This window comes from Glaciecola sp. XM2 (assembly GCF_018595715.1).
GTDB lineage: Bacteria > Pseudomonadota > Gammaproteobacteria > Enterobacterales > Alteromonadaceae > Glaciecola.
This window is the reverse complement of sequence record NZ_JAHEOJ010000025.1, coordinates 129,509-143,670: the sequence shown is the minus strand read 5'-3', so window position 1 is coordinate 143,670 and position 14,162 is coordinate 129,509. Positions and strand designations below refer to the sequence as shown.

Annotated in this window: 16 protein-coding genes; 5 read left to right on the top strand and 11 right to left on the bottom strand. The window is 46.0% G+C overall.

Annotated features, from left to right (window positions below; genetic code table 11):
• Positions 1-77: 77 nt before the first annotated feature.
• Complete coding sequence (locus tag KJ365_RS12685; protein WP_214452038.1) at positions 78-1,160, bottom strand: efflux RND transporter periplasmic adaptor subunit; 1,083 nt, start codon at positions 1,158-1,160, stop codon at positions 78-80.
• 176 nt (positions 1,161-1,336) lie between these two features.
• Positions 1,337-3,508: a DNA helicase II gene (gene uvrD, locus KJ365_RS12680; protein ID WP_214452037.1), complete on the bottom strand. Its 2,172-nt coding sequence runs from the start codon at positions 3,506-3,508 to the stop codon at positions 1,337-1,339.
• Between the two features lie 175 nt (positions 3,509-3,683).
• On the opposite strand from uvrD, the gene KJ365_RS12675 reads away from it, so the two are divergent.
• Together KJ365_RS12675 and cysE are read left to right on the top strand one after the other, a co-directional pair.
• Positions 3,684-4,013: a hypothetical protein gene (locus tag KJ365_RS12675; RefSeq protein ID WP_214452036.1), complete on the top strand. Its 330-nt coding sequence runs from the start codon at positions 3,684-3,686 to the stop codon at positions 4,011-4,013.
• A gap of 80 nt (positions 4,014-4,093) precedes the next feature.
• Entirely contained in the window at positions 4,094-4,903 is an 810-nt protein-coding gene (cysE, locus tag KJ365_RS12670) for a serine O-acetyltransferase (RefSeq protein ID WP_214452035.1), read from the top strand.
• 86 nt (positions 4,904-4,989) lie between these two features.
• Here the strand turns inward: cysE and yghU are convergent, their stop codons facing one another.
• The 9 genes from yghU to KJ365_RS12625 form a co-directional block, all read right to left on the bottom strand.
• On the bottom strand, positions 4,990-5,838 hold the full coding sequence (gene yghU, locus KJ365_RS12665) for a glutathione-dependent disulfide-bond oxidoreductase (protein ID WP_214452034.1): 849 nt from the start codon (positions 5,836-5,838) through the stop codon (positions 4,990-4,992).
• A 105-nt stretch (positions 5,839-5,943) separates the two neighbouring features.
• Positions 5,944-6,669, bottom strand: a complete 726-nt coding sequence (locus KJ365_RS12660) for an HAD-IA family hydrolase (protein WP_214452033.1) — start codon at positions 6,667-6,669, stop codon at positions 5,944-5,946.
• Entirely contained in the window at positions 6,666-7,613 is a 948-nt protein-coding gene (locus KJ365_RS12655) for a tyrosine recombinase XerC (RefSeq protein WP_214452032.1), read from the bottom strand. Before KJ365_RS12655 ends, KJ365_RS12660 begins: the two co-directional genes overlap by 4 nt.
• A gap of 8 nt (positions 7,614-7,621) precedes the next feature.
• Positions 7,622-8,347, bottom strand: coding sequence for a DUF484 family protein (locus KJ365_RS12650; RefSeq protein ID WP_214452031.1), 726 nt, complete (start codon positions 8,345-8,347; stop codon positions 7,622-7,624).
• Positions 8,344-9,210, bottom strand: coding sequence for a diaminopimelate epimerase (gene dapF / locus KJ365_RS12645; RefSeq protein WP_214452030.1), 867 nt, complete (start codon positions 9,208-9,210; stop codon positions 8,344-8,346). Before dapF ends, KJ365_RS12650 begins: the two co-directional genes overlap by 4 nt.
• Positions 9,211-9,213: 3 nt before the next feature.
• Positions 9,214-10,461, bottom strand: coding sequence for a diaminopimelate decarboxylase (lysA, locus tag KJ365_RS12640; protein ID WP_214452029.1), 1,248 nt, complete (start codon positions 10,459-10,461; stop codon positions 9,214-9,216).
• Positions 10,462-10,463: 2 nt separating this feature from the next.
• Positions 10,464-10,619 carry an LPS translocon maturation chaperone LptM gene (lptM, locus tag KJ365_RS12635; RefSeq protein ID WP_214452028.1) on the bottom strand — a complete coding sequence of 52 codons (156 nt, stop codon included), beginning with the start codon at positions 10,617-10,619 and terminating at the stop codon, positions 10,464-10,466.
• A 124-nt stretch (positions 10,620-10,743) separates the two neighbouring features.
• Positions 10,744-11,838, bottom strand: a complete 1,095-nt coding sequence (locus KJ365_RS12630) for an MJ1255/VC2487 family glycosyltransferase (protein ID WP_214452027.1) — start codon at positions 11,836-11,838, stop codon at positions 10,744-10,746.
• A gap of 8 nt (positions 11,839-11,846) precedes the next feature.
• The gene (locus KJ365_RS12625; RefSeq protein ID WP_502793490.1) at positions 11,847-12,371 is read right to left on the bottom strand and encodes a phosphatase PAP2 family protein; all 525 of its coding nucleotides are present in this window, start codon (positions 12,369-12,371) and stop codon (positions 11,847-11,849) included.
• Positions 12,372-12,587: 216 nt separating this feature from the next.
• On the opposite strand from KJ365_RS12625, the gene rraA reads away from it, so the two are divergent.
• The 3 genes from rraA to KJ365_RS17050 all read left to right on the top strand — a co-directional run bounded on the left by rraA (position 12,588) and on the right by KJ365_RS17050 (position 14,162).
• Positions 12,588-13,076 carry a ribonuclease E activity regulator RraA gene (gene rraA, locus KJ365_RS12620; RefSeq protein WP_214452026.1) on the top strand — a complete coding sequence of 163 codons (489 nt, stop codon included), beginning with the start codon at positions 12,588-12,590 and terminating at the stop codon, positions 13,074-13,076.
• A 143-nt stretch (positions 13,077-13,219) separates the two neighbouring features.
• Positions 13,220-13,783: a glycine zipper 2TM domain-containing protein gene (locus KJ365_RS12615; RefSeq protein WP_250884211.1), complete on the top strand. Its 564-nt coding sequence runs from the start codon at positions 13,220-13,222 to the stop codon at positions 13,781-13,783.
• 106 nt (positions 13,784-13,889) lie between these two features.
• A complete protein-coding gene (locus KJ365_RS17050; RefSeq protein ID WP_214452025.1) occupies positions 13,890-14,162 on the top strand; it encodes a PepSY domain-containing protein in 273 nt (90 codons plus the stop codon).

Below are 14,162 nucleotides of genomic sequence, written 5' to 3'. Positions count from 1 at the left end.
GTTTGGAGTTACTCTCGCTTGCGTCTAATGCTTGTAATTGAGGTTGCTCCATATCTTTAGATTGATTGTCAGCCACCTTACTTCTCCTGAGCGATGTAAGTGAGCATGTCTTCCATCAGTTTAGCTGAGCCCACCGTTGCGACCACATCACCTGTTGATAGTCCGGTGGCCACCATCGCACGGTCTTGTTCGCGAGTGCTAACGGTAACCGGACGTCGCTTCGCTCTGTAATCGCCCTGTTCATCGAGTTCTAAGGTATAAACATAGGCGCCAAAAGCATCAAATCGTAAACCTTCATTAGGGATAGGAAACACCGGTTGTGCGTCGTCGACGGGAATAAACACTTTTACCATTGCGCCTGGCTTCAGCCCCAGACCGGTATTATCAAAACTTGCGCGCATTAATAAACTGCGTGACGCTTGATTGACCTGCTGATTAATCGCTTTTATTGTCGCGGTGGTTGAACGACCATTTACCTTTGCTTCGGTGACTTCTACAGCGCTATTGAGCGCAATATTGTCGTACCATTGTGGTACTGAAAAGTCGACCCAAACGCTTGATAGGTCGCCCACTAGATTGGTTATCACGCTGTTTGCTGGTATGTAAGTGCCAACTTCCCAGTCATGAATGCTAACGGTGCCAGAAAATGGCGCGCGGATGGTCTTTCTGTCGATATTAGCTTGCAATGCTCTTGCCAGTGCTTCGTTCACCGCAAGTTGGGATATGGCTCGGTCGTATTGATCCCGTGATGAGGCACGTACTTCAAGTAAGTCTGCAAAGCGTTTTACATCAAGTTTTGCAAGTTCAATTTCTGCGTTGATAGCGTCAAGCTGTGCAAGCTCTGGTGCAACATCAAGCTGTACCAGTAAATCGCCTTGTTTGACTGAACCGCCCGAGGCATAAGCGACCTTGGTAATAATGCCTTCGAACTCATTTCGCAGTTCAACAGCGCGTGTTGCCCTCACTTCGCCAACGACTTCAAGCTTTGGCTGCCACAGCTCGGTTGAAGCGTTAATGACTTCTACCGTTGCACTTGGGCCAGGTATCGATTCACCAAAAGCGATAGCTGCTTTTATTTGCGTAAATTTTACAAAGCCTAAAACGGCGACCACGCTAAACAATAAAACAAGCGTGATAAACCATCGTTTTAACTGGATCATGTAGGTTCCTATGAGTATGAGCACAAACTGTGAACTAGCACAGCTGCGTATAATAAGCGCTGCGTATTAGCAACTTAGTGTAGTCTATAGTGCTTATACTGCCTTATTGAAAAGTGTGATTACTGCAACTTAAAAAATTAAAAAACTTTCACCTGCGTAATCCGCGACAGCGGGGTTTAACTGACCTTTTGCAGTTTTGCATAGGCAAGCACCAACCACTTACTGCCAAAATCGTCAAAGTTCACCTGCACCCGGCCATGATCACCGGAGCCTTCGTAATTCAATACGGTACCTTCGCCAAACTTTTTGTGCAAAACCCGTTGGCCCAGCGTAAAGCCACTATCTACAAAGGCTTCATGAGAGGTAGATGGGCTAAAGCGGTTGTGCACGGGCTGACTAATTTGCGAGCGCAGACGAATTTCCTCAACAAATTCATCGGGAATTTCACGAATGAAGCGCGACATTGTGTGGTACTTGTCTTGGCCATACAGGCGACGGGTTTCTGCGTAGGTGATCACCAGCTGCTGCATAGCCCGCGTCATGCCTACGTACGCGAGGCGGCGCTCTTCTTCTAACCGTCCCGGTTCATCGTTGCTCATGTTGCTAGGGAACATCCCCTCTTCAACACCGGCAAGCACCACTAGTGGGAACTCTAGGCCTTTTGCCGAGTGAATGGTCATCATTTGCACGGCATCTTGGTCGGCGTCTGCCTGCGCTTCCCCTGCTTCTAACGATGCGTGGGCTAAAAAGGCTGCTAATGGCGTCATCTCTTCAGCATCTTCAGGGGTTTCAAATTGCTTACAGGCGCTGACTAATTCTTGTAAGTTTTCTACTCTTGCTTGTGCTTTTTCGCCTTTTTCCGCTTGATACATGGCATATAGGCCAGAGCCTTTAATCACAGTATCGGCTTGTTGTTCTAGGGGAAGGTCACGCACCTTCATGGTTAGGTCATTGATCATGTCAATAAATCCAGCGAGTGCGTTACCGGCTCTACCACTGAGCAATTTTCCGCCAAGCATGGCCTTGCTTGCATCCCACATCGAAAGATTGTTTTCTCGTGCATGACTGCGAATATTGCCAAGGGTTTTTTCACCCATGCCGCGGGTGGGCGTATTTACCACGCGCTCGAAAGCTGCGTCATCAATCACATTGTTGATTAGGCGTAAGTAGGCCAAGGAGTCTTTGATTTCTTGGCGTTCGAAAAAGCGCAAGCCACCGTAAATTCGATAGGCTAAGCGCTCATGCAGTAAGGCTTCCTCAAGTACGCGAGACTGGGCGTTGTTGCGATACAAAATAGCACAGTCTTTTAATGCCGCGCCATCATCAAAAAATTGTTTGATTCGGCTCACAATAAAGCGCGCTTCGTCCATTTCATTAAAGCCAGAATACAGCGCTATCTTGTTGCCTTCTTGGCCTTGGGTCCATAGGTCTTTGCCCAATCGGCCATGATTGTTGGCAATGACCGCATTGGCAGCGTTTAGGATGTTGCTAGTGGAGCGATAGTTTTGTTCCAAACGAATCGTTTGTGCGCTTGGGAAGTCTTTAAGAAAGTGCGAGATGTTTTCTACATTGGCGCCGCGCCATCCATAAATCGACTGGTCGTCATCGCCTACTATCATCATGCTGTTTTCTTGGCCTTTTAGGAGCTTAAGCCAAGCATATTGAATGTTATTGGTGTCTTGAAATTCGTCTACCAGCACGGCTCTAAAGCGTTTTTGATAATGCTGCCTGAGTGATGCGTTATCGCGCAAGATTTCAAATGCGAGCAGCAACAGCTCGGCAAAATCCACTAATCCAGAGCGCTTACAAGTTTGCTCATATGCGCTGTAAATCTCTTTCATTTTGATTTGTGTGGGGTCGTTATGCGTCTCTACATGTGCAGCGCGCAGTCCCTCGTCTTTATTGCCGTTAATGAACCATTGTACCTGCTTAGGTGGGTAATGCTTTTCATCTAGGTTCATGGCTTTGAGCAGGCGTTTTATAAGGCGATATTGATCATCTGAGTCTAAAATGCTGAAGTTTTGCGGTAAGCCCGCTTCTTCATAATGCAAGCGCAGCAAACGATGAGCTAGACCATGAAATGTACCAATCCACATGGCGTTCATGGGCATCTTGACAAGATGCTCTACGCGGCCGCGCATCTCCCGAGCAGCCTTATTGGTAAAGGTCACCGCCAAAATACTAAAAGGGGTAATTGCTTCAACTTCCATTAACCATACAATGCGATGGACAAGCACGCGGGTTTTACCACTGCCTGCGCCAGCGAGTACAAGCATATTGCCATTGGGAGCGGCTACCGCTTCGCGCTGTTTATCGTTAAGCTGGTCGAGTAGTCGAGAAACATCCATTCAGTAAACCTTTGAAATATGTTTTGAGTACATATAATAGAATTAGAGAAAATTATAAGTACTTGTGATGCTATTTGCTAAATTAGTGCGAGTGTAGCAAGTTTTTTGCGCTAAGGCTGGTTATTTATACAGCTTTTTATGCAAACTTCATTTAATACAATGGAAACTAACACCAATGAAATTACTTTATGAGCGCACCGAGACCGATGATAAAATCACCTTGGTTTATCCTCCCTATTCGATGGTTGCCCTATTGATTATCTTGTTACTGCTTATGGCCGTAACCTTCGTTGAGCAATTCAGCGATTATGCGCACTTTAGCGGTCCGCTAACGTTTGCTGCCGCAATCGTCGTTTTTGTAAGAATTGTGTTTATGCATAAGGTAAATAGCGAAGTACAAAGCGCTATTCGTGAAAACAAGGTGACCATCACCGGAACAAAGTTGAGTTTTACGAACCCACTGACGTTTGTTATTGATAAAAAAGCCTCAAATGAAGAGGCGTAATTTTAGCGGTATCATTGCATTAAAGCAGCAGATAGCTCACGATCTAAAGTTCTGCTAAGACTCGAATAAAAAGGCACCCTATGACCCATACTCCCGTCACAAGCGAAGCATTTTGGTTTTCGCTAAAAGAAGAAGCGAAAGCGGTTGCGCAAAAAGAGCCTTTGCTAGCGAGCTATTTGCACGCTTGTGTATCGAGTCATCACAATTTCGAGGACTCGTTAAGTTTCATTTTGGCCAACAAAGTGAGCGACGAAGTGATGCCGGCCCTCACCGTCAATGAGATGTTTGATGAGGCCTATTTACTCAATCCCGCCATGGTAGAGGCGGCGCTCCTAGATGCTCAAGCCATTGTTCAGCGAGACCCTGCTGTATCGAGTTACTTACCGGTATTAATTCACTTTAAAGGCTTTCAGGCGTTGCAAGTGCATCGCTTGGCCCATTACTTATGGCAAAAGGGCCGTAAACATCTTGCTTTGTTTTTGCAAAGCCGCAATTCTCAGGTGTTTTCTGTGGATATTCATCCTGCCGCAAAAATCGGAAAAGGCGTGATGTTTGACCATGCCACCGGTATTGTCATAGGCGAAACCGCCGTAGTAGAAGATAACGTATCGATTTTGCAAGAGGTTACCTTAGGCGGGACCGGCAACGAGTCAGGAGACCGTCATCCGAAGATAGGTGAAGGGGTGATGATTGGCTCGGGCGCTAAAATTCTGGGTAATATTAAGATTGGCAAGGGCACGAAAGTCGGCGCAGGTAGCGTGGTATTAGACGATGTACCGCCGTGTGTAACGGTGGTGGGCGTACCGGCCAAAATCGTCGGTAAACCCGATTGCAGTATGCCTTGCGATTCGATGCAACAAAACGTGTTGCAAGATGAGCAAAAAAACTAATCCACCTTCTTTTGGTGGCAGTTAAACAAGATATGACACATTAATATTGATGATCACCGGTAGCACATTTGCTACCGGTGATTGTTTTAACCTAGATTGTCAAAATCTGCCGCACTATGACGCTCTTTAAGCTGCTTGCTGTCCTCACCCCATACTTTGTTTACAATACGACCGCGCTGCACAGCAGGGCGCTCTAGCAGTTGGGCTGTCCAGCGTTGCAGGTGAGTATATTCTTGTACTTGTAAAAACTCTCCAGCCTCATACAAACTGCCATGGGCTAAAAGCCCGTACCATGGCCAAATCGCCATATCGGCTATGGAGTATTCGCTGCCAGCGATAAACTCATTTTCAGCAAGCTGTTTGTCGAGCACATCAAGCTGACGCTTTACTTCCATGGCATAGCGATTAATTGGGTATTCATATTTCTCAGGAGCATAGGCATAGAAGTGACCAAAGCCTCCGCCTAAAAACGGTGCACTGCCCATTTGCCACATAAGCCAGTTAAATGTCTCGGTGCGTCCTTTTCCAGATTGCGGGAGAAAGGCGTTAAAGCGCTCAGCTAGGTGCACGAGTATTGAGCCTGATTCGAATACGCGAAGCGGCGTTCTGCCTGAGTGGTCCACTAACGCGGGGATCTTGGAATTAGGGTTGGCGCCCACAAATCCGCTAGAGAATTGTTCGCCTTCTTGAATGTTAATCAACCAAGCGTCGTATTCCGCGTCGCTAAAACCTGCCTCTAGCAACTCTTCGAGCATCACGGTGACTTTGACACCATTGGGGGTCGCTAACGAGTATAGTTGAAATGGATGCTTACCTACGGGCAGATCTTTTTCATGGGTACTGCCTGAAATGGGGCGGTTGATATTGGCAAATTTGCCGCCGCTTGCTTGATCCCACGTCCACACATTAGGTGGTGTATAGCTTTTGTCTGACATTCTTTGATCCTGTTTTAAGGTTGAGCATAGATGAGCATTTATATCCTCAAAAATCTATGCAATCTTTGACTTGTATGCAAGCAGACCGGCTCAGGTTCAAAATGATTACATCTGCTTAAGTAATAAAGGTAACTCATCAAGAGAGTTGAGCTGAATATGCGGGAGCGTGAGCGCTTTTTCTGTTCCCAGAACCATGTTGCGATCATAGGCAAACCAGGCACTTTGCATTCCGGCTCGAGTTGCACCCCATACGTCTTTTTCTAAATTGTCGCCCACGTGCAAAATCTGCCTAGGGGGCAGATCAAGTAAAGCAGATGCGGCTGCAAACATATCGCGGTGCGGCTTCATTCGCTGGTGTTTATTGGCTTGCAAAATGTGCGAAAAATAGTGGGCGATACCAATTTGTTGGCAATTAACGTTGCCGTTTGTGATCGCTACCAAAGGCACTTTGTTAGCCAGTGTCGACAATACGGTGTGTACCTGCTTGTCTACGTTAAAATCACTGCGTTTATGGTAGAACACGTCAAAGCAATCATTGACGGCGTGATCTATCTTATTTCTTGCCATGTTAGCGGCTTTAAATGCGATATGTAAGGTTTGCCTGCGCAGCTCTCCCATATCGCTGTATAAACCTGGGTCTACCTGCAAGGCTTGGCGTTTAAATTCATGCCAGTCATCACCTGAAAAATTCGCAGCGACTGCATATTGCGCTTTGATATGTGCTCTTAGATGCTGTTCGGCCTCGACAATATAAGGCCAGTTGGTATAAAAAGTATCATCTAAATCAAAGCTAAGCGAACGTATGTCGCCTATAGGTTTGTAAACAATCACTTCTTCTTTGCCCTCGGATGTGCGTTGTCATACACCTGGCTCAAATGCTGAAAATCAAGGTGGGTGTAAATTTGAGTTGTAGACAGGTTAGCATGCCCTAAAAGCTCTTGAACGGCGCGTAAATCCTTGCTCGACTCCAACACATGAGTCGCAAAAGAATGACGCAAAGTATGCGGGCTAACTTGCTGATAAAGGGTTTGTTGTTTGGTCCAATGCGACAGTCTGTTAGCAACTTGACGATTTGATAATCTGCGTTTGTGCTTGGATAGAAACAGCGCTGGGGTGTTGAGGTTTGCGGCAAACTCTTCGCGCTTGTCTAAATACAGTCTGAGCGCTTCATTTGCTTTACGCCCGATGGGAACAAACCTTTGTTTACTGCCTTTGCCGAACACTTTTAACATTGGGCCATGGGTGCTGTCTTCAAAGATACTGTCTAGATTAAGCCCCGTCAGCTCCGACAGACGTACGCCGCAGCCGTAAAGAAGCTCAAACATGGCTTTGTCTCGTCGGCCTAGAAAATCGTCAGCGTCAAAATCCAATAATGCGCTCATTTCATCCACGTTGAGCTGTTTGGGCAGAGGCTTGTTTTGTTTAATGGCTTGTACGCTTTTAGCAGGGTTGTGGCTCAGACGTTGGTGCTTTACCAAAAATTGGGCGAAATTGCGCAACACGGTAAGTTGGAGGTTAATGCTACGAGCCGACAGCCCACGGCGATTACCGGCATGAAGAACTTGTTTGCAGTGCGCAATTTCAAGGTTCGACCAATCATTTACATCTAACAAGTCACGCATGTAATATAGCTGGCGCCGGTAATTTGATACGGTATGAGGTGATAGTTGTCGCTCAATTGCGCATTCGTCAATGAACCTATCAATCCAAACATCAGCGGCTCTGTGTGCAGGATGTGTCTTGTTAGCGCGGCCGTCTACTGAATTGGCTGGCATAAGGAAGGTTACTGGGCCAATAACTTAGGTAAATGAAAGGATAAAAAGTCGCGTAGGTATTGCAACAACATGGTATCCATATCTGGGGTAAAGTGCAGTGCATCATCACTTGCGATCGCCATCAGAGCCATGGGTTTCGATTCGCCTATGCTCACAAGTGCAACCGAAGCTGCTTGCTCATTAGGGAACAGCAGCTGCTTTTCATTTTGCCCTAAGCGACCAAAATAAAAGCCATCGGCATTCAGCTTTTTGTCTAAAAACGCGCGTTGCTGCAGTTCGGGCATAATTTTATCAGCCAGGGTATCTGGCGCATCAAACAGGTAGATAAATACCTTGCTCAAGCCTAAGGCGTCTTTTAGCGTTTGATTTAACACGCTTTCAAGCTCTGTAAAACTTTGTGTTTTGACTACAGCGAGATTGAGTTCGGCGTAGGTCGTGTAAATTGTTTCGTTGCGCTTAGCGTTGCTGACAATCGAGTCTAACTGGCGTTTTTGAGTTTTGATTGTGTCGCGGTATTGCTGGATTTGTAATTGCGTGAGCGACACAACCCCTTTATTTTGATGATGTACGTGAAGCTGTGCGAGTACCTCTGGATAATTCAAAAAGAAGTCTGGGCGTTCACTTAAGTACGTAACAATTTGTTCGGGAGTAATGTTTGTGTTCTCAGCACCTATATTTTCGTGAACTGCATCGAGGTTGTCAGTGGATTTCGATGATGCTTGTTGATTACTCATAAAGGTATTTGTCCGTCGTATATATGTTCTGCTGGTCCGGTCATTTTTAAGACGGTATCGCCGCCGGGCCATTTTATAGTGAGACTGCCACCGGGCAGATCCACACGCACTTCTTCTTTAAGTTTACCTTGCATTTGCCCAAGTGCAACTGCTGCGCATGCGCCGCTGCCGCATGCTAGGGTTTCACCGGAGCCTCTCTCGTATACCCGCAAACGAATATGCCCTTCATTGATAATTTGCATAAAACCTACGTTTACGCCTTCTACAAAACGCTCATGTTGTCCTAATACCGAACCAATGCCGCTTACGTCAGCGGTATCCACATCATCTACTTCAATCACGCAGTGTGGGTTGCCCATCGACACGACACCGCAAAAGTAGGTGGCATCTTCATGACGGATGATATAGGTATTTTCTTGTTTATTTGCTTTGAAAGGAATTTGGCTTGGCTCAAAAATCGGACGGCCCATATTGACAGTCACTTGGCCTTCCTTTTCTAAATATAAGACCATTCTGCCCGATTTAGTGCTCACAACAATCTTGTTGCGATTAATCAGTCCTTTGAGCTTCACAAATCGCGCAAAACAGCGCGCACCGTTACCGCATTGTGAGACTTCGCTACCGTCGGCATTAAAAATGCGGTAATGAAAGTCTTGCTCAGGATCATAGGGCGGTTCTACAAGCAACAGCTGGTCAAATCCTATACCAAAGTTGCGGTCAGCTAAACGCTGTATTTTCTCTTTCGAAAAAAACACATTCTGCGTGACATTATCGATAACGACAAAATCGTTGCCCAAACCATGCATTTTTGAGAACTGAACAGTTTGACGATGTTGGGGCTTTTTAGCATGTGCTGGGTTCATGCGCTAATCTACCTTGTATTCGTCTTTCCACAGATCTGCGAGCGTTTCTCTTGCTCGCACCACATGGATTTTATCGCCATCGACCATAATTTCGGCAGGTCGGCATCGGCTGTTGTAGTTACTCGCCATAACAAAGCCATAGGCGCCAGCGCTTCTTACTGCCAATAGGTCTCCAGCCTGAATGTTCAAGGCTCTGTCTTTGCCTAAAAAGTCGCCTGTTTCGCACACCGGGCCCACTACATCATAGGTGTGTTTGGAGCCATTACGCTTACTAACTTCTTCGATTTTTTGCCATGCGCTATAAAGTGCAGGTCTGAGTAAATCATTCATTGCGGCGTCAACAATCGCAAAACTTTTTTCTTGCCCTTGCTTTAAAAATTCAACCTCAGTTAACAATACGCCGGCATTTGCTGCAATGGCGCGACCGGGCTCTAAAATTAAGGTCAGGTGCTCTCGTCCTTCCATTTTTTGCGCCATGGCCGCGGCATATTCACGTGGGTGAGGCGGGTTTTCATTGTCATATCGTACGCCCAGACCACCGCCTACGTCTAAATGTTCGATATGAATATCAAGTTTCGCAAGTTGATCGATAAGGTCTAAGAGTTTTTGCAGAGCATCTACAAACGGTGCGATATCGGTCAATTGTGAGCCGATATGACAGTCCATCCCTTTAATATCCAAATGCGACATTGAGTTGGCTTTTTGATAGGTGGCAATCGCATCCTCATGGGCAATACCAAACTTGTTCGCTTTGAGTCCGGTTGAGATGTAAGGGTGTGTTTTTGCATCTACATCAGGGTTAATACGCAGCGAAATTGGCGCTTTCACATTCATCGCTTGGGCAACCCTTTCAATGCGTTCTAATTCAGGAATGGATTCGACGTTGAAGCATTTGATCCCTTGCTCTAGTGCAAAGCGAATTTCATCAGCGGTTTTGCCAACGCCAGAAAATACCACTTTTTTGGGATCGCCGCCCGCGGCAATGACCCTAGATAACTCTCCACCCGAAACGATATCAAATCCTGAGCCTAGTTTAGCTAAAACTGACAGCACACCAATGTTCGAATTCGCTTTCACTGCGTAACAGATTAAGTGTTTGTGAGCGCTTACTGCGTCGTTAAATGCATGCCAGTGGCGCTCTAACGTTGCTCTAGAATAAACATAGGTTGGCGTGCCAAATTCGGCCGCAATTTTCCTTAATGGCACGTCTTCTGCGTATAAATCGTTGCCTTTATATTCGAAAAAATCCACGACTAACCCTCCGGCTGTGAGTTAGGTTGTGAATCAGGTGTTTGAGGCGGCTGATTTTGAGGCGCTTCGCTTGGTAAATATAGTGGACCTCGTTGTCCACAAGCACTTAGCAGTATCAACGCAATTACCGCTAGGCCTAAGTTTTTATGGCTTTTCATTGTACTTTCTAACACTAAAACGTAATAGCGCTAAGAGTGAACTGCAATCACTAAAAATGCAACCTCTAATACAGGTTCACGGTGGTTAAGCGAGGGCAATTTTGATTTACAATAGAGGCGTTATTTAGTTAGCAAAAACGCTCAGGTCGTTCAGCTTCACTTTGACATGGTCTGGAAATTTCACTTGCTGCCATAAACGTTTGCAAATGGACTCCGGCGACGTCCAATTGCCTGTCGCGAGCCAGTCAATAAAGTCACTGCAGTCACTCGGATATTGAATCGACACGCTCTTTTTGTTTTGTAGCCAATCATCAATTTCTTCTGCATTGACCTCATACATCACCTCGCACAAACCTAACTTATGCAGCGTAAATGCATTGGACTGTTGTTCATACTGACGATGCAGGGGCTTGACCAACAAAGGCTTACCCAAACTCAGGCACTCGGTAGAAAGCTCAAAACCACAGTTACTAATGACACCCACAGACTTAGTCAGTGCGTCTTTGAATTGCGTGGTGGAGGGGGGATGCCAAGTAATATTTTTGTCCACCTCTATATGCTTCACTGTAGGGTGGTAGCAGATGAAGTTTTGGTCGCTCAATACATGCAGCTGTTCACGTATGCGCTCAGGGTTTTCAAAGGGCAAATATACGAGTACTTTGCCCGATGATGTAAGCGACGAATTGGTGCGCTGTAGACTTAATTCTGGAGATACAAAAGGGGGAATAATTTGACATCCAAAATGATACCAATGGGTGCCCAAACTATATTTTGTGGGAGCAAACCATTGAGTAATGGCTCTATCGAGCGGATTTTCTTTATGTTTTGGCACGTGATGCAAAAACGCGGCCTGATGGCTTACGGAAAGCGACGGCACGCCCGCTAATTTTGCCGCCCATGCAGTGACCGGTTCAAAATCGTTAAGGACTAAATCATAGGACTTAATGTGCTGTTGACTAATGTCTTTGGCAAGGGTGAATAAATTGTTACTCAATAAGGTTTTGCGGTGCCGTATGCGTCCATTTTCGGTGATAAAGGTCAAGCCGCGCGCTACATCAAATGCCCCAAACGTTTGCATATCAAAATACTGATTTGCTGGGCGTCCTGAAAACATATAGTCTACCTGAATATCGTCTCGCTTGGCGAATCCCCGCGCCAAGTGTCGTGCGCGCGTGATATGTCCGTTACCAGTGCCTTGAATGCCATACAAAATTTTCATGTTCAGCCCTATCCCAACGCGTAAATGCTGCCGCATGCGACCGACACACCCAACAGCGCACCAATGATCACATCCAATGGGTAGTGTACTCGCAATACCACTCTCGATAAGCCAACCAAGCTCGCCCATACGTAAGCAACTACCCCGAGCCCAGGATAAAAATGCATGATGATCGTGGCCATCAAAAACGCCGCTGCTGTGTGCCCTGACGGGAGGCTGAATTTGTCCGATGGGACGATATGCGCTTTGTAATGCAGCAGCACATCACAAGGGCGCTGGCGCTTAAATAGGTGCTTTAACGTCAAATACATCGGAATTTCAAACGCGTATGCAAGCAAGGCGGTGTAAAAAAACAATGCGCCGTGCTGCTTATCAAAATAAAACAAAGTCGCCCCTAAAAATAAATATAGGTGGCCGTCTCCGGTTTTCGAAACATATCGAAATAGTTGAGAGGCCGGGCGACCGGGGAGAGTCATTCGGTTATTTGCAATCCATTGAAATATGAGTCCATCGATGTGAGCGAGGCGTTTCATGGAAATCTCGATGCGTTTAGCAATGTCGCAAGGCTACTGTCTTTTTATTAAGCAATCGTGACAGAAATGAGAAGAGAATATGACACTCGCCGCTAGAATCGGAGTTTTTAAGGAATTAGGTGTGATTTTCGCTATAAATCGCGTGTAGAAGGTTTACTAAGCTCAGTATTTACACTAGTGTGAACATGTCTTTTCTTATCGAGAGTGTTCCAAGCCATGGAAATAAACACTTCAGTACTATGTGATTTGTATGCCGACGCCATCGATGTTGTCGAACCAATTTTCACCAATTATGGTGGCGCGTTTTCCTATGCCGGTGAAGTTACCACCATCAAATGTTTTGAAGACCGAGGACTCGTTGATAAAGTTTTAGCCACTAATGGCATTGGAAAGGTTCTGCTGATTGACGGTGGCGGGTCCGTTAGGCGTGCATTAATTGATGCTGAAAATGTGCAACTCGCCATTGATAATGGATGGGAAGGTATCATTTGTTATGGTGCGGTCAGAGATGTCGACCTGTTAGAAGAATTTGATATTGGTATACACGCCATAAATGCTATTCCCGTTGCAGCAGAAAGTCGTGAAGTGGGCGACTTGGATATTCCGGTCAATTTTGGCAGCGTGACGTTTTTGCCTGAAGATTTTGTGTATGCAGACGGCACCGGGATCATTCTTTCGCCCGAACCGCTAGATGTAGAGGTATAGCAAGACAGCCCCGTTAGGTTTCGGGGCCACGCTCACGTCAAATTTTTATTATTTTATTTTTGCATTTCATTCAGCTTAGGTTCAGTTTCGCTTTTATACACTGGTTTTGTCGGTAACCAATACCGCATCACTGGAGAAGCAAAATGAACATCAAACAAAACGTAAAATACCTATTTGTAGGACTGGTTGTTTCAAGTCTGTTTGGCGCGTCTGCGGCTATGGCTCATCATAATCATAATCATAATCATAATCATAATCATAATCATGGTCATGGCTATAAAAACAAAGCGCGCGTCATACACGTTAAACCCATTTACGAAAGCATTCCGATTTATAGACACAATCGCCACTGCGGACATGGTAGGCAGCACTACTCGACAAATAACTACCATATTCCTCCGGTTGCCGGTGCAGCGGTAGGCGCAGCCATCGGTAATCAGTTTGGTTCAGGCGACGGAAGAAAAGTAGCAACCATTGCTGGGGCCGTAATTGGTGGTGTTGCCGCTGCAGAATCAAATCATAATCGTCGACACAAGCAAGGGCAAAATCACTACAACAAGCGCCAAAAACGTCAGTGCCACGTGTCGCATTACGAACAGGCGGTTGTCGGATACAAAGTGAAGTATCGTTATAGAGGACAGGTTTATAAAACCCGGACCGACTATCATCCTGGAAAGTTTATTCGCATCAACAAAGGGTGGCGTTAAGTCGCCCTCTTTTGATGATTAAGGTAGCGGCAATGCGCAAAACGATGAGTGATCTTGATGATGCTTTGCCTTACACTGACTAAAATTATTCTCCATGGAGATTGGTGTGCATATCAATTCTGCTCTACGCATCTTATTGCTGATGATGACTCTGGCCTTCGCGAGCGTGCTATGGGTGCCTGCACACGCAAGTGCCAGTGACGTTACCATGCGTCAAGCCGTGACCATGGTAAAAAAGCAATATCCAGGCAAGATACTCAGTACCGCTACCCTTAATCGAAACGAGCAAACGATTTACCGCATTAAAGTTGTCACGCGTGACGGTAGGGTGATATTTGTGCGCGTGAATGCAGCAAACGGACGAATGACGAAAGAGTAA